Below are 17982 nucleotides of genomic sequence, written 5' to 3'. Positions count from 1 at the left end.
CCCTGGAGGTCTGCGGCCCCGCCAGGGGCCGTTCCCTGCCGAGACCGGCCGCTGCCAGGGGCGTCACAGCTCCGGCCTGCCTTCGTCCGGGGTGGAGGCGAGGGCGTGGAAGCGACGGGGGATCCGGCCGGCCCGGTACGCCAACCGGCCCGCCTCGACCGCGTGCCGCATCGCCGTCGCCATCGCCACCGGGTCGGCTGCGCGTGTCACCGCGCTGGCCAGCAGCACCCCGTCGCAGCCCAGCTCCATGGCGAGGGCCGCGTCGGACGCGGTGCCGATGCCGGCGTCCAGGATCACCGGCACGTCCACGTTCTGCCGGATGAGCCGGATGTGGTGCGGGTTGGACACCCCGAGCCCGGACCCGATCGGCGACCCCGCCGGCATCACGGCCGCGCAGCCGACGTCGGCGAGCCGGCGGGCGAGGATCGGATCGTCCGAGGTGTACGGCAGCACGGTGAACCCGTCGGCGACCAGCTTCTCGGCGGCGCGCAGCAGCTCCACCCCGTCGGGCAGCAGCGTGCGCTCGTCGCCGATCACCTCGAGCTTCACCCAGTCGGTGCCGAACGCCTCCCGCGCCAGGTGGGCCACCTTCACCGCCTCGCCGGCGGTGTAGCAGCCGGCCGTGTTGGGCAGCAGCCGCACCCCGCAGCGGTCGAGGAGGTCCAGCAGACCACCCGAGCCGCCGGAGGTGTCCACCCGGCGCAGGGCGAGCGTGACCAGTTCGGTGCCGGAGGCCCGGATCGCCTGCTCCAGCAGGTGCAGGTTGGCCGCCCCGCCGGTGCCCAGGACCAGCCGCGAGGTGAACGTGACGTCGCCCAGCTCGAAACCCACGCCGGTCACCCGCCCTGCGCCGCGCTGAGCACCTCGACCCGGTCGCCGTCCCGCAGCGGCGTCGCCGACCAGCCGCCACGCGGCACCACCTCGCCGTTGACGGCGACGGCGAGGCCGCGCTCCTGCTCGGTGACGGCGCGGACCAGGTCCGCGACGGTCGAGCCGCCGGGCAGGGTACGTCCGGCCCCGTTCACGGTCAGTTCCACCGCTCCTCCTTCGTGGTCGTACCGCCGGACACGCGCCCACCGGCAGCGCCCGGCGCACCCGGTGTGCCGGGTCCGAAGCGGTCGGGCGTGAACGGGGCGAGCAGCGGGCCCGGCTCGCCGGTGACGATCAGGTCGGTGATCAGGTCGGCGGTGATCGGGGTGAGCACGATCCCGTGCCGGTGGTGCCCGGTGGCGGCGAGCACGTCCGGCCGGCCCGGCAGCGGGCCGAGGATCGGCGCGTTGTCCGGCGTGCCGGGGCGGAGGCCGGCGAGCGTCTCGACCAGGTCGTACTCGCTCAGCTCCGGCACCAGGTCGACGGCCGCGCGGAGCAGGCGCAACACCGCTCCGGCGGACACCGTCGTGTCGGTGCGCTCCTCGACGGTCGCCCCGACCACCACCTCGCCGTCGACCCGCGGGACGAGATAGACGTGCTCGCCGTCCGCGTACCCCCGGATCACGTGCCGGAAGCCCGGCGCGGCGCCGCCGGGCGCGCGGAGCCTGAGCACCTGGCCCTTCACCGGCCGGACCGGCAGCCCGGTCAGCGCGGCGGCGCCGCAGCCGGCCGCGACCACGGTGACGTCGGCGGCCACGTCGGACAGCGAGCGGACCGCCCCGGCCACCAGCGTCACGCCGGCCCGCTCGGCGGCGGTCCGCAGGGCCGGCACCAGGCGGCGTGGGTCGACCTGGTGGTCGGTGGCGGCGAGGGCGCCGCCGCGCACCCGGGGTGCCAGCGCCGGCTCGCGCTCCCGCAACGCGGAGGGCCGCAGCGCGGCCACCGGCAGGCCGAGAGCCTGCTGGTACGCCCACAGCCGCCGGGCCTCGGCCAGGTCGTCGGCGGTCAGCCCGACCAGGAGGGTGCCGTCGGCGCGGTAGCCGAGGTCGGCGCCGGAGGCGTCGGCCAGTTCGGCGGCGAACGCCGGCCAGCGGGCGGCCGAGGCGGTGAGCAACGCCGTCAGCTCGTGCTCCCCGAAGTACGCCTCGGCGACCGGCGCGAGCATCCCGGCGGCGACGTACGCGGCGCCCGACCCGGGAGCCGGATCGTGCACGACGACCCGCAGCCCGCGCGCGGCGCACCGCCAGGCGATCGCCAGCCCGACCGGCCCGGCCCCCACCACCGCAACCTCGGGTGCAAGGAAGGGCCCCTTGTTATCGCCTCCGGTAGAGGAAGGGCCCCCTCTTAACACGTCAGGGCCTTCAGCAGTTCGGCGGTGGCGCGGGCGGGGTCGGCGGCCCCGGAGAGCGCGCCGACCACCGCCACCCCGTACGCGCCGGCCGCCCGCAGGGCGGGCACGTCCTCCGCCGTCACTCCCCCGATGGCCACCACCGGCACGCTGACCGCCGCGGCGACCGCCCGGACTCCGGCCACGCCGATCGCGGTCGGGAGCCCGTCCTTGGTCGAGGTGGGCCGGTACGGCCCGACGCCCAGGTAGCTGGCCCCGGCGGCGACCGCCTCGCCGGCGGTGCCCGGGTCGCGGGCGGTCGCGCCGAGGACGGCCGCCGAACCCAGCACCGCACGGGCCGCGCCGACCGGCAGGTCGTCGGCGCCCACGTGCCCACCGTCGGCGCCCACCGCCAGCGCCACGTGGAGGCGGTCGTTCACCAGGCAGGTCGCCCGGTACCGCGCGCACAGCACGACCACGCGGCGGGCCAGGTCGTACGCCTCCCGGTCGGTCGCGTCGTCGGTCACCCGGACCTGGACGACCAGTTCGGCGCGGGCCACCGGCAGGGCGGCCCGGACGACGGCGAGCGGATCCCGCCCGGGACGGGTGTCGGTGATGAGATGCAGTCGCCCGAGGGACGGCACGGCAACACTCCTCCCTGCGCCGGCATTACCCGGATCAGGTTCGACGGTCGGGGGCTCACAGCCCCCCTCTCAGCCCGGTCCACCGGGCTCCCGTGGGTCACTTGCGCGTGTCACCGTACGACGGATCCCCCGGATCCGCCAAGTGCGGGTCGCCGTTTTCCCGCTCACCGTCCGACGACGACGGTCGGGGCGGCGCGTCACCGTCCGGTCACGACATGCTGTCCGGATACCCTCCGCGCCGCGCCCGCCGCGCCGCCGGTCGCCCCCGCCGCTTCCCGGCGGCACCACCATCGGGACCGGTCGAGGGCACCTCGCGCCGCGGCCCGGCACCCCGCCCCGTCCGGTGGGCGGGGCGCCGGGCCGCCTACCTAGCCGTCGAGGACGGCGCGGAGGGCCATCAGGTCCTCGTCGCCGGGCTGCCAGGTGCCCGCCCCGGCGTTGGCGCGCACCTGCTCGGGCGTGGTGGCGCCGGCGATCACCGAGGTCACCGCCGGCTGGGCGGCGAGCCCGCCGATGGCCACCTGGAGCATCGTGAGACCGCGTTCGGCGGCGTACGCCTCGATCGCCTCGATGGTGTCCCAGTCGGCGGCGGCGAAGCGCTGCGCGTACCGGCCGCCACCGGCGAGACGGCTGCCGGCCGGTGGCGCCTGGTCCCGCTTGTACTTGCCGGTGAGCAGCCCGTTGGCGAGCGGGAAGAACGGCAGCATGCCGAGCCCGAACCGCTCGCACGCCGGAATGACCTCCGCCTCGACCCCGCGCTCCACGAGCGAGTAGTGGTTCTGCGCGGAGATGAACCGGGTGCGCCCCTGCGAAGTGGCGGTCCAGTCGGCGTCGGCGATCTGCCAGCCGGCGAAGTTGGAGTTGCCCAGGTAGCGGACCTTGCCGGCGGTCACCAGGTCGTCCAGTGCGGCGAGCGTCTCGTCGATCGGGGTGCCCGGGTCGGGCTCGTGCATCTGGTACAGGTCGATGTGGTCGGTGCCGAGCCGGCGCAGCGACGCCTCCACGGCCCGCATGATGTAACGCCGGGCCCCCCGCGCGCCGTGGTCCGGCCCGTTGGCGCCGTGCATGTCCATGCCGAACTTGGTGGCGAGGACGACGTCCTCACGACGTCCCTTGAGCGCCTGCCCGAGCAGTTCCTCGGAGCCGCCCTGCGGCTCGCCGTAGATGTCGGCGGTGTCGAAGAAGTTGATGCCCGCGTCGAGCGCGGCCTCGACCACCGCGCGCGTCCCGTCGAGGTCGAGCTTGCGGCCGAAGTTGTTGCAGCCGATCCCGACCACGGACACCACGAGCCCGGAGTCGCCCAGCCGGCGGTACGTCATCTCAGTCACGAGATCCACCCTATTCCGGCCCGGATCACGCGGCGTCCCAGACCGGCTCGGGAACCTCCGCCACCTCACCGTCGCCCCGGAACAGCACGAACCGGTCGAACGAGCGGGTGAACCAACGGTCGTGCGTCACGGCCACGACGGTGCCCTCGAAGGCGGCCAACCCCGCTTCGAGGGCCTCGGCCGACGCCAGGTCGAGGTTGTCGGTCGGCTCGTCGAGCAGGAGCAGGGTCGCCCCGGACAGCTCCAGCAGCAGCACCAGGAACCGCGCCTGCTGCCCGCCCGACAGGCTGCCGAACCGCTGGTCGCCCTGGCCGGGCAGCTCGTACCGGGACAGCGCCGCCATCGCCGCGTGCCGGTCCATACCCGCGCGGTGCTCGTCGCCGCGCCACAGGATGTCGACCAGCGTCCGGTCCATCAGTTCCGGCCGGTCGTGGGTCTGGGAGAAGTGCCCCGGCCGCACGCGGGCGCCGAGCCGGGCCACCCCGTCGTGCGTGACCGGCGCGAGGGCCGCCGCGCCGTCCACCGGTCCGTTCGCCGGGTCGGGGTCGGTGCCGCCGCGGGCGAGCAGCCGCAGGAAGTGCGACTTGCCGGTCCCGTTGGCGCCCAGCACGGCGACCCGGTCGCCGTACCAGATCTCCAGGTCGAAGGGGTAGGTCAGGCCGTCGAGCTCCAGCTGCTCGCAGATCACCGAGCGCTTCCCGGTCCGCCCGCCGGTGAGGCGCATCCGGATGTCCTGGTCCTTCGGTGGTACAGGCGGCGGTCCGGCCTCCTCGAACTTGCGCAACCGGGTCTGGGCGGCCTGGTAGCGGGAGGCCATCCCCGAGTTGTACGCGGCCTTCTGCTTGTACATGAGCATCAGCTCGCGCAGCTTCTGGTGCTCCTCGTCCCACCGCCGGCGCTGCTCGTCGAGACGGTCGTGCCGGGCGATCCGCGCCTCGTGCCAGCTCGCGAAGCCGCCGGGGTGCACCCAGGCGCTGCCGCCCTCGACGGCGACGACCCGGTCGGCGGTGTGGGCCAGCAGTTCCCGGTCGTGCGACACGTACAGCACGGACTTGCCGGATTCGCGGAGCCGCGCCTCCAGCCAGCGTTTGCCCGGCACGTCGAGGAAGTTGTCCGGCTCGTCGAGCAGCAGCACCTCGTCGGGGCCGCGCAGCAGCAGTTCCAGGGCGAAGCGCTTCTGCTGGCCGCCGGAGAGCGTCCGGACGGGACGGTCCCGCGCGGAGTCCCAGGGCAGGTCGAGCACGATCGTGGCGACGGTGTCGAAGAGCACCTCGGCGTCGTACCCGCCGGCCTCGCCCCAGGCGGCCAGCGCGTCCGCGTACGCGAGCTGCGCCTTGCCGGCGGCGGTGCTGTACTTGCCGCGCACCTCGGCCGTCCGCATGGCCGCCTCGGTCTCGGCGAGCCGGCGGCCGGCGTCGCGCAGGGCCGGCGGGGCGAGCGAGAGGGCCAGGTCCGCGAGCGTGGATTCATCGCCGATCATCCCGATGAACTGGCGCATCACGCCGAGCCCACCGGTACGCGCGATCGCGCCGCGCCGCACCGGGAGGTCACCGGCGACCATCCGCAGCAGCGTCGTCTTGCCCGCGCCGTTCGGCCCGACCAGCGCGACCTTGGCGCCCTCGCCGACCCGGAACGACACGTCGGCGAAGAGTTCCCGGCCGTCGGGCAGCGTGTGCCCGACGGCCGCCACGTCCACGTATCCCACGCCGGCATCCTGCCCGAGGGCCCGGCGGGGGCCAACCGATTACCTGGTGACCCGCAGCACCCGGTAGCCCTTCTGGCTGGCGTGCCGCTCGACCTGCCAGCTCTGCTCGGTGAGCCAGCGGTGCAGCGAGTCGCCGCCGAGGTGCCGGGCGACGACCAGCCAGGCGGCGCCGTCCGGGGCGAGCCTCGGCAGCCAGCGCAGCAGCAGCTGGTGCAGCTCGTCCTTGCCGATCCGGATCGGCGGGTTGGACCAGATCTCGGCGAAGGTCACGTCGGCCGGTACGCCCTCCGGCGGCGCGACGCGCACCCGGTCCGCCGCGCCGACCCGGGCGGCGTTGGCCGCTGTGAGCTCGCGCGCCCGCTCGTTGACGTCCACCGCCCAGACGGTGGCCGACGGTGCCGAGGTGGCGAGCACGCAGGTGATCGGTCCGAAGCCGCAGCCGAGGTCGAGCAGGTCGCCGGTGGTGCCGGGAGCCGGCAGCTCCGCCTTGCGCAGCAGCACCGCGGTCCCGGGGTCGAGGCGGGCGGCGGAGAAGACCCCGCCGGAGGAGGCCAGGGTGTAGTCGCGGCCGGCGACGGAGAACTCGACCTCGCGCGGCTGGGCGGGGGTCGCGGGTTCGGGGGTGAAGTAGTGGTCGCCGGTCACACGCGCGATTCTTCCACCGGCTGACGGGGGGCATGGCGACACCCCGCGTCATCACAATTTCCCATTTTTACCCCCTAAAGGGATAATGGCTCTTACTCTGGGCGACATGGTGTATCGGTACGAGTCCGATGAGGACGCATTCGTGGAGCACCCGGAGCCCGGGTCGGACCTGTCGGCGCTCGGCCCTGGTTCGCCTCCGCCGGCGGGGCCGTCGCCGTCCCGCTTCCCCACCCCGTCACTGCCCCGGACCACCCGGAGACCACCGCCACCCCCCGAGCCCGCCCGCCCGCCGGCTCCCGAGCCGCCCCGCGCGCCGGCACCGAAGCCCGCCCCCACGTTCGCGCCGGAGCCCGCCGCCACGTACAGCGCGGAGCCGGTCCCCGCACGGGCGCCGGCGCCCGCACCAGCGGCGGAGCCGTCCCGCGCACCGGCCGCCACGCCACCCCAGGCGGAGGTCTACTCCCCGGCCGCAGCACCCCCGCCCCGCGGCGGCGGCCGGATGTGGCAGGTCGTGGTCGGCGGCGCGGCGGTGCTGGTCCTGCTCGCGCTCTGCGGGCTCGGCGCGGCCGCCCTGCTCGGCGAGCGCGGTGCTGACCTCGTCAACCCGCCGAACAACCAGCCCGCGGCGGCGGACGAGAGCCCCGAGCCGGAGGCGAACGACCTCGACTCCCGGGACACCGACCAGGCACCGCTGAGCGCCAAGGAGGTCTTCCCGGGCAAGCAGCTCGTCGTCTCCGACGGGCAGCCCGCGTACCAGGTGCTGAAGACGCAGTCCAGCGGCAGCTGCGCCGTCGCCGCCACCGGCGAGGTCGCCGACTTGCTGACCCGCCTCGGCTGCAACCAGGTGGTCCGGGCGACGTTGCGCACCCGGGACGGCGACCACCTGGTCACCGCCGGCCTGTTCAACCTCACCGACCGGGCCAGCGCCGAACGCGCCCGCGACCGGATCCGGCAGATGCTCGACGAGCGGCAGGGCCGGTTCCGGGGCATGGCCGCCGACGAGGAGTCCGAGGCGATCGCCACCGCCCCGGCCCGGGTCGGCTGGCAGGTACGCGGCCACTACCTCGCGTACGCGCTGGTGGCCCGCTCCGACGGCGAGTCCGTCCGCGCCGGCGACACGCAGGTCCGCGAGATCCTCTTCGACATGATCGAACTGCACCTCAACCAGGGCGTCCTGGAGCGGCGGGCGAACGGCGGCGTGGCCGGCCAACCCACGGCCGACCCCGACGACGGCACCGCCTCCCAGAACGGCACCCGGAACTGAGCTTCGGGCACAGCGGGTGCGGGGCTGTCCGGCCGCGCACCCGCTCCGCCGTGCGCTCAGCTCTCCACCGGTACGCGCAGCCGCCGGGTGAGGTCCGCGCGGCGGGCGTACTCGGCCGGGTCCCCGGGGTAGCCGACGGCGACCAGGGTGAGCCCGTGCGCGGGGGCGACCGTCACCTCACTGGCCCGCTCCCGGCGGCTGAGCAGGCCGGCCGGCCATTCGACCGGCCGCCGGCCGTCCCCGACGGTCAGCATCGCGCCGACCAGACTGCGCACCATCGCCTGGCAGAACGCGTCGGCCTGGACGGTGGCGACGAGGATGCCGTCCGGATCCCGCCGCCAGTCGAGCCGGGTCACCTCGCGCAGCGTGGTGGCGTTCTCCTTCCGCCGGCAGTACGCGGCGAAGTCGTGCTCCCCCACCAGCCCGGCGGCGGCGGCGGTCAGCGCCGCCAGGTCGAGCGGCCTCGGCCAGGCGAGGGTGTCGTGCCGGCGCAGCGGCTCCGCGCCCCAGGGTGTGTCGGTGACGCGGTACTCGTAGCGCCGGAAGGTCGCCGAGAACCGCGCGTCGAAGTCGACCGGCACCTCGGTCATGGCCCGCACCCGCACGTCGGTGGGGAGCAGCCGGGCGAGCCGGCGCAGCAGCCGCCCCTCGTGCTGCCGCCAGACGTCCGCCGGCAGGTCGACGTGGCAGACCTGCCCGGTGGCGTGCACCCCGGCGTCGGTCCGGCCGGCCACGGTCAGGCCGGTCGCGGTCCCGGCGCCGAGCACCAGGTCGAGGGTCTGCGCGAGGACCCCGGCGACGGTACGCCGCTCCGGCTGGGCGGCCCAGCCGGAGAAGCCGCTGCCGTCGTACGAGACGTCCAACCGCAGCCGGATGCCCTCGTCCACCTCGTACCCCCTCTGACGCCGCGGGCCCGACACCCCAGGGGGTGCCGGGCCCGACGAAGACCCTGATCAGGCCTTGTTCTGCTCGTTGTTCTCCTCGACGGCGAGGTCGCTGTCCTCGCGCGCCTCGGCGGTGTCACCCGACGCCGACACGGGCGCCTCGGCGTCCTGGTCGTTGTCGGCCGACTTCGGGGCCTCCTCGGCCGGGGCGAGCGCCTCGACCTTGTCCTGCTGGGCGGCCTTGCGGGCGGCGGTCTTCTTGTTCGCCTTCGGCTCGGCGACCTGCAGCTCCTCGACCAGCTCGATGATCGCCATCGGGGCGGCGTCACCCTTGCGCGGACCGGTCTTCACGATCCGGGTGTAGCCGCCGTTGCGGTTGGCGTACCGCGGCGCGATCTGGTCGAACAGGGCGTAGACCACGTCCTTGTCCTTGACGACGGCGAGCACCCGACGCCGGGAGGCCAGGTCACCGCGCTTGGCCTTGGTGATCAGCTGCTCCGCGAGCGGACGCAGCCGCCGGGCCTTGGTCTCGGTGGTCTGGATCTTGCCGTGCTGGAACAGCGACGTGGCCAGGTTGGCCAGCATCAGCCGCTCGTGCGCCGGGCTGCCGCCGAGGCGGGGACCCTTGGTGGGCGTGGGCATTCTCGGTGCTCCTCGTTAATCCTCAGCCGCGCTTACAGCTGCTCAGTCTCGCGGTAGTCCTCGGTGTCGTAGTCGGCCTCACCGAAGGCGTCCACGACGTGCGCCGGGTCGAAGTTCGGGGCGGAGTCCTTCAGCCCCAGACCCATCCCGGCGAGCTTCATCTTGACCTCGTCGATCGACTTCTGGCCGAAGTTGCGGATGTCGAGGAGGTCGGCCTCGGTACGCCCGATGAGCTCACCAACGGTGTTGATGCCCTCGCGCTTGAGGCAGTTGTAGGAGCGGACGGTGAGGTCCAGCTCCTCGATCGGCAGCGCCAGGTCCGCCGCCAGCTGGGCGTCCTGCGGGGACGGCCCGATGTCGATGCCCTCGGCGGTCTCGTCCAGCTCCCGGGCCAGGCCGAAGAGCTCGACCAGCGTCGAACCGGCGGAGGCCAGCGCGGTGCGCGGGCCCATCGACGGCTTGGTCTCGACGTCGATGATCAGCCGGTCGAAGTCGGTCCGCTGCTCGACACGGGTCGCCTCGACGCGGTAGGTGACCTTCAGCACCGGCGAGTAGATCGAGTCGACCGGGATACGGCCGATCTCGGCGCCGGCCTGCTTGTTCTGCGCAGCCGTCACGTAGCCGCGACCCCGCTCGACGGTCAGCTCCATGTCGAGCCGGCCCTTGCCGTTGAGGGTGGCGAGCTTCAGGTCCGGGTTGTGCACCGAGACGCCGGCTGGGGGCTGGATGTCACCCGCGGTCACGTCGCCCGGGCCCTGCTTGCGCAGGTACATGCTGACCGGCTCGTCGTGCTCGGAGCTGACGCACAGCTCCTTGATGTTCATGACGAGCTCGACCACGTCCTCCTTGACCCCGGGGATCGTGGTGAACTCGTGCAGCACACCGTCGATCTTGATCGAGGTCACCGCCGCGCCGGGGATGGACGACAGCAGCGTCCGGCGCAGCGAGTTGCCCAGGGTGTAGCCGAAGCCCGGCTCCAGCGGCTCGATGGTGAACCGGGACCGGGTCTCGTTGATCGACTCCTCGGAGAGGGTCGGTCGCTGGGAGATGAGCATGTCTTCTCTTCTCTTCCGGGGCGCCCGCCATATGACGCCCACGACACAAACGGTTCCGGTGGCCCGCCCCGGAGGGCGGGCCACCGCAACGAGCTCTTACTTGGAGTAGAGCTCGACGATCAGCTGCTCCTGGACCTGGGTGTCGATCACCTGGCGGGCCGGGAGCGAGTGCACGAGGATCTTCATCTGGCTCGGGATGGCCTCCAGCCACGCCGGAACCGACCGCGAACCGGCCTGAGCCTGCGCCACCAGGAACGGGGTGAGCTGCTTGCTCTTCTCCCGGACCTCGATGATGTCGTGCTCCTTGACGCGGTACGACGGGATGTCGACCTTCTTGCCGTTCACCGTGAAGTGACCGTGCTTGACCAGCTGACGGGCCTGGTCCCGGGAGCTGGCGTAGCCGGCCCGGTAGACCACGTTGTCCAGCCGCGACTCGAGGATCTGCAGGAGGACCTCACCGGTCTTGGCCTGCTTGGCCACGGCCTCCTCGTAGTAACCGCGGAACTGCTTCTCCAGCACGCCGTACACCCGGCGGGCCTTCTGCTTCTCCCGGAGCTGGAGCAGGTACTCCGTCTCCTTGGTGCGGCCACGGCCGTGCTGCCCGGGCGGGAACGGCCGGGACTCGAACGGGCACTTCGGGCCATCGCACTTGCTGCCCTTGAGGAACAGCTTCATCTTCTCCCGCCGGCAACGGCGGCAGTCAGCACCGGTGTAACGAGCCATCTCTCTCTACCTCTCAGACCCGGCGACGCTTCGGCGGACGGCACCCGTTGTGCGGCTGCGGGGTCACGTCGGAGATCTGCCCGACCTCGAGACCGGCGGCCTGCAGCGAACGGATGGCGGTCTCCCGGCCGGAGCCGGGGCCCTTGACGAACACGTCGACCTTGCGCATGCCGTGCTCCATCGCCCGACGCGCGGCGGCCTCGGCGGCCAGCTGCGCGGCGAACGGGGTCGACTTGCGGGAGCCCTTGAAGCCCACCTGGCCCGACGAGGCCCAGGAGATGACCGCACCGGTCGGGTCCGTGATGGACACGATGGTGTTGTTGAAGGTGCTCTTGATGTGCGCCTGCCCGTGGGCGACGTTCTTGCGTTCCTTGCGCCGGACCTTCTTGACGGCGGCTCCGGCACGAGCCTTCGGTGGCATAAGTCTGTGCGCTCCTAATTACTTCTTGCCGGGCTTCTTCTTGCCGGCGACGGTCCGCTTCGGGCCCTTGCGAGTGCGGGCGTTGGTCCGCGTCCGCTGGCCACGAACCGGCAGACCGCGGCGGTGCCGGATGCCGGCGTAGCAGCCGATCTCGACCTTGCGGCGGATGTCAGCGGCGACCTCGCGGCGCAGGTCGCCTTCAACCTTGTAGTTGCCCTCGATGTGGTCGCGGAGCTGCACGAGCTCCTCGTCCGTGAGGTCCCGGGCGCGCTTGTCCGGCGAGATGCCGGTGGCGGCGAGCGTCTCCAGGGCGCGGGTGCGACCCACGCCGAAGATGTAGGTGAGCGCGATCTCCATCCGCTTGTCGCGGGGGAGATCGACGCCGGCTAGACGTGCCATGTGCGGGCGTACTCCTCGTGATGTGCTGGCGGAGGTGTGGACCCGCCCCACCCCGCTACCGGCCGTCCCTGTCCTTCCGGCGCCTGTCAGCACCGGCGACCGGGATCGGTCGTTGCCCGAGCGGGCCCCGGCCTCCGACCGGGGGTCAACCACGATGAGGTACGCGCTGCGCACTCCCGCGGCTGGGACGAGCATGTGATGTGTTGTGTCAGGATCTGCGGCCCGGACCGGTTGTCGACCGGCCGCGGTGTCGCGACCGGCCGGAACTGGTTCAGCCCTGGCGCTGCTTGTGGCGCGGGTCGGTGCAGATGACCATGACCCGGCCGTGCCGGCGGATCACCCGGCACTTGTTGCAGATCCGCTTGACGCTCGGCTTGACCTTCACGGTTGCCTTACTTCCCATCTGGCCCGGCGACGCGGTGTTCGCGACTCCGGGCGACGAAGACGGACACGGGACTCACCCGGCCGCCGTCAGGCTTACTTGTAGCGGTAGACGATGCGCCCTCGGGTCAGGTCGTACGGCGAGAGTTCGACGACGACCCGGTCCTCCGGCAGGATGCGGATGTAGTGCTGCCGCATCTTGCCGCTGATGTGAGCCAGCACCTTGTGACCGTTCGCGAGCTCCACGCGGAACATGGCGTTCGGCAGGGGCTCGATGACCCGGCCCTCGATCTCGATGGCTCCGTCTTTTTTCGGCATGTCCTCCGCTGTCCTGACGTCGGTTGCTCCGGACGGCCCACAACGTCTTACACGGGACTGATCAAGATCAGATGCCCGCGCCAGCCGCGGCTCCGACGCCCACCGAAGCGCAGGGTGGGCATGCCGGAGTGGACGCTGTGCGCCGATCAGAAAGTGTACGCCCGCCTGCGCGCCGCCGCCAAACCGACCACCCATTGCCGGCGCTACGAACAGAATGATCGGACGTTCAGCCCGATTCGCCCGGAAGTTTCCTACTCTCGCGTCGCGCCGCCTTCCGCTCCCGCTTGCGGGCCCGCTTCTCCCGGCGCCGCTGCCGGCGCCGCTCCCGCTCGGCCGCCCAGCGCGCCGGCTCACCCGACGTGATCCCGAGCACAGTGCGGACCAGCAGCACCGCTCCCCACGGACCCGCCACCCACCCGGGCCAGAAGTAGAGCGCGTCCCCGGCCAGCAGCGACGTCACCGCCCAGACCGCCACCACGATCGGGACGACCTTCAACCACGGCTCCCACACCTCGACGAGCCACCGGGCGACGACCGGACGGGCACCGACGGCCGGCATCCCGGCCGACCCGGTCACCCCGCCCGGCGGGGCGAGGGCGTTCCCGCCCGGGACGGCGAGCGCCGAGGCCGCGGCGCCGGCCGGCGCCGGCAGGTCCGCGAGCAGCGCGTCGAGTTCGCCGTACGTGCGGGCGGTGTACGCCTGCTGGAGGCGCTCGTCGTACTCGTGCAGGTCCAGACGCCCCTCGTCCACGGCCGCCCGCAACCGGTCGGCCACCGCCTGCCGGTCGGCGTCGGCGGCCCGCATCCCGTCCCGCCCCTGCATGCGTTCCAGCATGCCACCGGCGTGCCACCGGTCGCGATCCCGCGACGGCCGGTCCCTTGGTCGACTCCGTGCCGCCGCCATCGTGGCATCCCCGGTGGGCGGAAACAGCGATGGCACCGGCATCGGGTTGATCACGTGAGTCGGACGGGTCAGGCGGCCAAGGCCCGGACGGGTCAGGCGGCCGGAGCCGGCTGGCGGGCGGTGACCAGGTCGCCGAGGCGCTCCCGGCCGCCGTCCGGCGCGGTGAGCACCCACACCCCGTCGGGCAGCAACGCCATGGTGTGCTCGACGTGCACGGCCATCGACCCGTCCCGGGTCACCACGGTCCAGCCGTCGGCCAGCTCCGCCGTACGGGGCGAGCCCAGGGTGATCATCGGCTCGATGGCGAGGGCCATGCCGGGCACGAGGCGGGGCCCCTTGCCCGGGCGTCCGTGGTTGAGCACGTGCGGGTCCTGGTGCATCTCGGTGCCGATGCCGTGGCCGCCGTACCCGTCGACGATGCCGTACCGCCCGCCCTTGCGGACCGCCGTCTCGACGGCGTGGGAGATGTCGGTGAGCCGGCCCCTGCCGCTGGCGGCGCCGCGGGCGGCCGCGGCGATGCCGGCCCACATCGCGTCCTCGGCGACCGCGGCCATCGTCAGCAGCGCCGGGTTCACGTCGCCGACGCCGACGGTGATCGCGGCGTCGCCGTGCCAGCCGTCCAGCACCGCACCGCAGTCGATCGAGATGAGATCGCCGTCCTGGAGCACCTGCCGGGGGGACGGGATGGCGTGCACGACCTGCTCGTTGACCGAGGAGCAGATCGAGGCGGGGAAGCCGTGGTAACCCTTGAAGGAGGGGACCGCGCCGGCCTCGCGGATGGTGGCCTCGGCGATGGCGTCCAGGTCCGCGGTGCTGACACCGGGCGCGACGGCCTCGCGCATCCGGCGGAGCGCCTCGGCCACCACCAGCCCCGCGGCCCGCATCTTTTCGATCTGGTCAGGAGTCTTCAGCTGGATGTCCAGCTGGGGACGGCGCATCGGGTCGTTACCTTTCCTGCCGAAGAGCGGGGCACGCCGTCGCGTACCCCGCTCCTCGCACTCTATCCACCGAGGGGTCAGCCACCGTACGAGCGCAGGGCGTCGATGGCGCGGACGGTGACGTCCTCCACCGGGCCCGTGGCGTCGATCCCCACGAGCTTGCCCTGGGCGCCGTAGTAGTCGACCAGCGGCGCGGTCTTGTCGGCGTACTCCCGCAGGCGCGTGGCGATGGTCTCCGGCTTGTCGTCGTCCCGCTGGAACAGCTCGGCGCCGCACCGGTCGCAGATGCCCTCGCGCGTGGTGGCGTCGAACTCGACGTGCCAGATCTTGCCGCAGCCCCGGCAGGTGCGCCGGCCGGAGAGCCGCCGGATCACCTCGTCGTCGTCGACGACCAGCTCGAGCACGAGGTCCAGAGCGGTGCCGAGGTCCGCGAGGAGCTTGTCCAGCGCGGCGGCCTGCGGTGTCGTACGCGGGAAGCCGTCGAGCAGGAAGCCCTCGCTCGCGTCCGGCTCGGCGAGCCGGTCCCGCACCATGTTGATGGTGACCTCGTCCGGCACCAGCTCGCCGGCGTCCATGTACCGCTTCGCCTCGACGCCGAGCGGGGTGCCCTGCGACACGTTGGAGCGGAAGATGTCACCCGTCGAGATCTTCGGCACCGCGAGGTGCGCGGCGATGAACTCCGCCTGCGTGCCCTTGCCCGCCCCCGGCGGGCCAACCAGAACGAGTCGCATCTACCGCAGGAACCCTTCGTAGTTCCGCTGCATCAGTTGGCTCTCGATCTGCTTGGTCGTCTCCAGACCGACGCCGACCATGATCAGTACAGCGGTGCCGCCGAACGGGAAGTTCAGGTACTGCTGCTTGTTCAGCCAGATGAAGAAGAAGTTCGGCAGGATCGAGATGACGCCCAGGTAGAGAGCGCCCGGCAGGGTGATCCGGCTGAGGATGAAGTCCAGGTAGTCGGCGGTCGGCTTGCCGGGGCGGATGCCCGGCACGAAGCCGCCGTACTTCTTCATGTTGTCCGCGACCTCGGTCGGGTTGAACGTGATCGAGACGTAGAAGTACGTGAAGAAGATGATCAGCAGGAAGTAGACCACGATGTAGATCGGGCTGGTCGGGTCGACCAGGTTGTTCTGGATCCACGCCTGGGTCTTGCCGGGGTCCGTCTGGTCGAAGAACTGCAGGGCCAGCTGCGGCAGGTAGAGCAGCGACGAGCCGAAGATGACCGGGATGACACCGGCCTGGTTGACCTTGAGCGGGATGTAGGTCGAGGTGCCGCCGTACATCCGCCGGCCGATCATCCGCTTGGCGTACTGCACCGGGATCCGGCGCTGCGCCTGCTCGATGAAGGTCACCGCGGTGATGACGACCAGGACCAGGGCGATCACCAGCCAGAACTTCCCCCAGCCGCTGGTCTCCTTGATCTGCCAACCCTCGGCGGGGAGCCGGGCCGCGATCGAGGCGAAGATCAGCACCGACATGCCGTTGCCGACCCCCCGGTCGGTGATCAGCTCACCGAGCCACATGACCACGCCGGTGCCGGCGGTCATCGTCATCACCAGGATGGTCAGGGTCAGCCAGTCCGGGATGCCGGTCCCCTCGGGGATGATCGGGAACTGGTCGCACTGGTTGTTGAAGAGCTGGCCGGAGCGGGCCAGGGCGACGAACGCCGACGCCTGCAGGACACCCAGCCCCAGGGTGAGGTAGCGGGTGTACTGGGTGATCTTGGCCTGGCCGGCCTGGCCCTCCTTGCGGAGCTGCTCCAGCCGCGGGATCACCACGGTCAGCAGCTGCAGGATGATCGACGCGGTGATGTAGGGCATGATGCCCAGCGCGAAGACCGACAGCTGCAGGAGCGCACCACCGGAGAAGAGGTTGAGCAGGTTCAGGACGCCCGTGGAGCCGTTCTCCAGGGTGTCCAGGCACTTCTGCACATTGCCGTACGACACGCCTGGGCTCGGCAGCGTGGCGCCGAGCCGGTAGATCGCGATGATGCCTACTGTGAACAGCAGCTTCTTGCGCAGGTCAGGCGTGCGGAACGCACTGAGAAAGGCGGACAGCAACTTCTTCCTCCTGCGCGAGGCGGGCCGCCGGTTGTCCCTGGCGGATCGGGGTGGGCCGGGCGAGCGCCCGAAATCCATGACTGGGATGGGACTCTAACAGTCCGCTCCCGGTCCGGGCAGGTGTGCCCGGCTACATAAACCGCTTCCGATGTTACCGGGCGCACACGGCCCAGGTAGACCATGGCGCCCGCCAGTTGACGGACAACTGGGCGGGCGCCATGGGTCGTACAGCCCTACAGCTCGGTGACCGAGCCGCCGGCGGCGGTGATCTTCTCCTTGGCCGACGCGCTGAACGCGTGCGCCGAGACCTGGAGCGCCACCCCACCGAGGTCGCCGGTGCCGAGCACCTTGACCGGCTGGCCCTTGCGGACCGCACCGGCCTCGACCATCTCGACCGGACCGACCTGACCGCCGTTCGGGAACAGCTCGGCGAGCCGGTCCAGGTTGACGACCTGGAAGGTCACCTTGAACTTGTTCTTGAAGCCCTTCATCTTCGGCAGGCGCATGTGGATGGGCATCTGCCCACCCTCGAACGCCGCCGAGATGTTCTTGCGGGCCTTCGAGCCCTTGGTACCGCGGCCGGCGGTCTTGCCCTTGGAGCCCTCACCGCGACCCACGCGGGTCTTCGCGGTCTTGGCACCGGGCGCCGGGCGCAGGTGGTGGACCTTGATCGTCATTACTCGACCTCCTCGACCTTCACGAGGTGGTTGACCGTGAAGATCATGCCGCGGATCTCCGGACGGTCCTCCTTGACCACCACGTCGTTGATCCGCTTGAGGCCGAGCGAACGCAGCGAGTGACGCTGGTTCTGCTTGGCCCCGATCTCGGACCGGACCTGGGTGACCTTCAGGCGAGCCATCAGGAAGCCACCTCCGCCCGCGACGCCAGCATGGCGGCCGGCGCGACGTCCTCGACCGGCAGACCACGACGGGCGGCGACGGCCTCGGGGGACTCCAGCCCCTTCAGCGCCGCCACCGTGGCGTGCACGATGTTGATCGGGTTGGACGAACCGAGGCTCTTGGAGAGCACGTCGTGGATACCCGCGCACTCCAGCACGGCGCGCACCGGCCCACCGGCGATGACGCCCGTACCGGCCGAGGCCGGCTTGAGCAGCACGACGCCGGCGGCGTCCTCGCCCTGCACCGGGTGCGGGATCGACTGGCCGATCCGCGGCACCTTGAAGAAGTGCTTCTTGGCCTCCTCGACACCCTTGGCGATCGCCGCGGGCACCTCCTTGGCCTTTCCGTAGCCCACGCCGACGGTGCCGTCGCCGTCGCCCACGATCACCAGGGCGGTGAAGCTGAAGCGACGACCACCCTTCACGACCTTGGCGACGCGGTTGATCGCGACGACCCGCTCGAGGTGCGGGGTCTTCTCGACGGGCGCGTTTCCGCGGCCGCCCTCACGGCGGTTGTCGCGGCGACCACCCTCGTTGCCACCGGACCCGCCGCCACGGCGCTGTTGACCTGGCATC

The 17982-nt window shown here is 72.2% G+C and carries 23 protein-coding genes and 1 riboswitch; of the genes, 1 reads left to right on the top strand and 22 read right to left on the bottom strand.

What is annotated here, in order from left to right; translation table 11 throughout:
- Window positions 1-63: 63 nt before the first annotated feature.
- The 7 genes from ACN26Y_RS11350 to ACN26Y_RS11320 all read right to left on the bottom strand — a co-directional run bounded on the left by ACN26Y_RS11350 (window position 64) and on the right by ACN26Y_RS11320 (window position 6519).
- Window positions 64-840, bottom strand: a complete 777-nt coding sequence (locus ACN26Y_RS11350; RefSeq protein ID WP_155330254.1) for a thiazole synthase — start codon at window positions 838-840, stop codon at window positions 64-66.
- Window positions 837-1037 carry a sulfur carrier protein ThiS gene (gene thiS, locus ACN26Y_RS11345; RefSeq protein WP_155330253.1) on the bottom strand — a complete coding sequence of 67 codons (201 nt, stop codon included), beginning with the start codon at window positions 1035-1037 and terminating at the stop codon, window positions 837-839. Before thiS ends, ACN26Y_RS11350 begins: the two co-directional genes overlap by 4 nt.
- Window positions 1028-2221: a glycine oxidase ThiO gene (thiO, locus tag ACN26Y_RS11340; RefSeq protein WP_155330252.1), complete on the bottom strand. Its 1194-nt coding sequence runs from the start codon at window positions 2219-2221 to the stop codon at window positions 1028-1030. The genes thiS and thiO overlap by 10 nt, the downstream gene beginning before the upstream one ends.
- Entirely contained in the window at window positions 2215-2841 is a 627-nt protein-coding gene (gene thiE / locus ACN26Y_RS11335) for a thiamine phosphate synthase (RefSeq protein ID WP_155330251.1), read from the bottom strand. Before thiE ends, thiO begins: the two co-directional genes overlap by 7 nt.
- Window positions 2836-2944: riboswitch (TPP riboswitch) on the bottom strand. It overlaps the preceding gene by 6 nt.
- A gap of 265 nt (window positions 2945-3209) precedes the next feature.
- On the bottom strand, window positions 3210-4178 hold the full coding sequence (locus ACN26Y_RS11330; RefSeq protein ID WP_422734690.1) for an aldo/keto reductase: 969 nt from the start codon (window positions 4176-4178) through the stop codon (window positions 3210-3212).
- Between the two features lie 16 nt (window positions 4179-4194).
- Complete coding sequence (locus ACN26Y_RS11325; RefSeq protein WP_155330250.1) at window positions 4195-5874, bottom strand: ABC-F family ATP-binding cassette domain-containing protein; 1680 nt, start codon at window positions 5872-5874, stop codon at window positions 4195-4197.
- A gap of 39 nt (window positions 5875-5913) precedes the next feature.
- The gene (locus ACN26Y_RS11320; protein ID WP_155330249.1) at window positions 5914-6519 is read right to left on the bottom strand and encodes a class I SAM-dependent methyltransferase; all 606 of its coding nucleotides are present in this window, start codon (window positions 6517-6519) and stop codon (window positions 5914-5916) included.
- A 106-nt stretch (window positions 6520-6625) separates the two neighbouring features.
- Here ACN26Y_RS11320 and ACN26Y_RS11315 point away from each other — a divergent pair, with 106 nt between their 5' ends.
- On the top strand, window positions 6626-7783 hold the full coding sequence (locus ACN26Y_RS11315; protein WP_155330248.1) for a hypothetical protein: 1158 nt from the start codon (window positions 6626-6628) through the stop codon (window positions 7781-7783).
- Window positions 7784-7839: 56 nt separating this feature from the next.
- On the opposite strand, the gene truA is transcribed toward ACN26Y_RS11315, so the two are convergent.
- The 15 genes from truA to rpsE form a co-directional block, all read right to left on the bottom strand.
- Window positions 7840-8670, bottom strand: a complete 831-nt coding sequence (gene truA, locus ACN26Y_RS11310; protein ID WP_155330247.1) for a tRNA pseudouridine(38-40) synthase TruA — start codon at window positions 8668-8670, stop codon at window positions 7840-7842.
- A 66-nt stretch (window positions 8671-8736) separates the two neighbouring features.
- Window positions 8737-9309, bottom strand: a complete 573-nt coding sequence (gene rplQ, locus ACN26Y_RS11305) for a 50S ribosomal protein L17 (RefSeq protein WP_155330246.1) — start codon at window positions 9307-9309, stop codon at window positions 8737-8739.
- 32 nt (window positions 9310-9341) lie between these two features.
- Window positions 9342-10364 carry a DNA-directed RNA polymerase subunit alpha gene (locus ACN26Y_RS11300; RefSeq protein ID WP_155330245.1) on the bottom strand — a complete coding sequence of 341 codons (1023 nt, stop codon included), beginning with the start codon at window positions 10362-10364 and terminating at the stop codon, window positions 9342-9344.
- A gap of 96 nt (window positions 10365-10460) precedes the next feature.
- On the bottom strand, window positions 10461-11087 hold the full coding sequence (gene rpsD / locus ACN26Y_RS11295; protein ID WP_155330244.1) for a 30S ribosomal protein S4: 627 nt from the start codon (window positions 11085-11087) through the stop codon (window positions 10461-10463).
- Between the two features lie 13 nt (window positions 11088-11100).
- A complete protein-coding gene (gene rpsK, locus ACN26Y_RS11290) occupies window positions 11101-11508 on the bottom strand; it encodes a 30S ribosomal protein S11 (protein ID WP_014440747.1) in 408 nt (135 codons plus the stop codon).
- Between the two features lie 18 nt (window positions 11509-11526).
- The gene (gene rpsM, locus ACN26Y_RS11285) at window positions 11527-11907 is read right to left on the bottom strand and encodes a 30S ribosomal protein S13 (RefSeq protein ID WP_155330243.1); all 381 of its coding nucleotides are present in this window, start codon (window positions 11905-11907) and stop codon (window positions 11527-11529) included.
- Window positions 11908-12178: 271 nt separating this feature from the next.
- Window positions 12179-12292 carry a 50S ribosomal protein L36 gene (gene rpmJ, locus ACN26Y_RS11280; RefSeq protein ID WP_012184307.1) on the bottom strand — a complete coding sequence of 38 codons (114 nt, stop codon included), beginning with the start codon at window positions 12290-12292 and terminating at the stop codon, window positions 12179-12181.
- Window positions 12293-12384: 92 nt separating this feature from the next.
- Window positions 12385-12606, bottom strand: a complete 222-nt coding sequence (gene infA / locus ACN26Y_RS11275) for a translation initiation factor IF-1 (protein ID WP_007073013.1) — start codon at window positions 12604-12606, stop codon at window positions 12385-12387.
- A 226-nt stretch (window positions 12607-12832) separates the two neighbouring features.
- On the bottom strand, window positions 12833-13411 hold the full coding sequence (locus ACN26Y_RS11270) for a DUF1707 SHOCT-like domain-containing protein (protein ID WP_155334033.1): 579 nt from the start codon (window positions 13409-13411) through the stop codon (window positions 12833-12835).
- Between the two features lie 191 nt (window positions 13412-13602).
- Complete coding sequence (gene map, locus ACN26Y_RS11265) at window positions 13603-14448, bottom strand: type I methionyl aminopeptidase (RefSeq protein ID WP_155330242.1); 846 nt, start codon at window positions 14446-14448, stop codon at window positions 13603-13605.
- 77 nt (window positions 14449-14525) lie between these two features.
- Window positions 14526-15179: an adenylate kinase gene (locus tag ACN26Y_RS11260; RefSeq protein ID WP_155330241.1), complete on the bottom strand. Its 654-nt coding sequence runs from the start codon at window positions 15177-15179 to the stop codon at window positions 14526-14528.
- A complete protein-coding gene (gene secY, locus ACN26Y_RS11255; protein WP_422734688.1) occupies window positions 15180-16508 on the bottom strand; it encodes a preprotein translocase subunit SecY in 1329 nt (442 codons plus the stop codon).
- Window positions 16509-16741: 233 nt separating this feature from the next.
- A complete protein-coding gene (gene rplO / locus ACN26Y_RS11250; RefSeq protein WP_155330239.1) occupies window positions 16742-17185 on the bottom strand; it encodes a 50S ribosomal protein L15 in 444 nt (147 codons plus the stop codon).
- A complete protein-coding gene (rpmD, locus tag ACN26Y_RS11245; RefSeq protein ID WP_155330238.1) occupies window positions 17185-17367 on the bottom strand; it encodes a 50S ribosomal protein L30 in 183 nt (60 codons plus the stop codon). The genes rplO and rpmD overlap by 1 nt, the downstream gene beginning before the upstream one ends.
- Window positions 17367-17981: a 30S ribosomal protein S5 gene (gene rpsE, locus ACN26Y_RS11240; RefSeq protein WP_155330237.1), complete on the bottom strand. Its 615-nt coding sequence runs from the start codon at window positions 17979-17981 to the stop codon at window positions 17367-17369. Before rpsE ends, rpmD begins: the two co-directional genes overlap by 1 nt.
- Window position 17982: the final 1 nt, after the last annotated feature.

This window comes from Micromonospora sp. WMMD558, assembly GCF_049315255.1.
In the GTDB taxonomy this organism is placed as follows: Bacteria; Actinomycetota; Actinomycetes; order Mycobacteriales; family Micromonosporaceae; genus Micromonospora.
The sequence above is the reverse complement of the archived record's forward strand: the minus strand, read 5'-3'. Positions and strand labels throughout refer to the sequence as shown.